A 1,280-nucleotide genomic window follows, 5' to 3' on the forward strand; every position below is an offset into this window, starting at 1 on the left:
CTCAGCTTTGAACGTTGAAGTAGGAGCGTGACGTAGGCGGTAGCGAACACGGATGATGCCGATTACGGACTTCTTGTCGTGCACGCACGTGTTCGACGAGTTTGAGTCGTTGTCATCTGCGCAATGTCATCACGCGAAAACCTACGCCACCGGTCTTGTTGCGGCCAGCAACAAGACCGTGGCAGGCATCGCACGCGAAGTCCTTCCAGCTGGAGACAAACGCGCCCTCAACAAGTTCCTCACCGAGTACAACTGGGACGAACAGCAATTCAACCACGAACGCCTCGAAGAACTCCAAAAACACGGTGAAACACGCTGGTCGAAGAATGGCTACATCATCCTCGACGACACGATTACCGAGAAAGCCGGGGACGAAGTCCCCGGCGTCGGCCACTTCTACGATCACGCCGAAGGTGACACTGTCTGGGGCCAAGACCTCATCTACGCCTTCTACGCCGACGACAAAACCGCCTACCCACTCACATTCCGCCTCTACGAAAAACAGGACGAAGACGATCAAAATCACGACACTAAGTACGATCTCGCCCGCGAGATCGTCACCGAACTCGAAGACGAGGTAGGTGTCCCGGCGGACACCTACCTCTTCGACTCGTGGTTCGCCCACGATTCTGGCCTTCCTGAACGCATCGAATCCTACGACAAAGACTGGATCGGCCCGCTCCGGAGCAACCGACAGGTGACCTACGGCGGAGAAGGGATCCGCGTCGATGCGCTGGCAGAGCGCATCGACACGGTTGAACGAAACGTCGAAGACGAGACTTACCACATCTGGACGAAGAAGCTTCCCGTCTCCCAACTGGGAGACGTGAAGCTGGTCCTCGCTGAGAAAGAAACCGACGAAGAGGACGGAGAGAATCCGGTCAAGTACCTCGCCACGAACAAGATCGACGCACCGACCGAGCACATTATTCGCTCCTACGGGATGCGATGGCGCATCGAAACGTTCTTCGAGGACTCGAAGCAGGATCTCGGCTTGGGAGACTGCGAGATGCAGACCGACGAAGGTGCCAGTCGGCACTGGCACCTTCTGATGGCTGCCTACAGTCTCGTCCGTCTTGATCCTGACTCGAGCGCCTTGGGGACGGTTCGCTCGAAAGCGTCATCGCTTCGAGCGAACCTCGAACACTCCCTGAAAGAAGCCGTGTACAACCTTCTCTCGTGGGTTCGAGACAACGATGATCGTGGCGTCGATGACCTTATGCAAGAGATCGACCATCTTTTCGTTCACTCAACAGCCGACACTAACGTTCAAAGCTGAG

Annotated in this window: 1 protein-coding gene; it reads left to right on the forward strand. The window is 56.3% G+C overall.

The genetic code is table 11. From position 1 onward, the window contains the following. The first annotated feature begins 52 nt into the window (after positions 1–52). A complete protein-coding gene (locus WDJ60_RS18775) occupies positions 53–1,279 on the forward strand; it encodes an IS701 family transposase (protein ID WP_340102319.1) in 1,227 nt (408 codons plus the stop codon). The last annotated feature ends 1 nt before the right edge of the window (position 1,280 follow it).

Source organism: Salinibaculum salinum, assembly GCF_037645885.1.
Lineage (GTDB): Archaea > Halobacteriota > Halobacteria > Halobacteriales > Haloarculaceae > Salinibaculum > Salinibaculum salinum.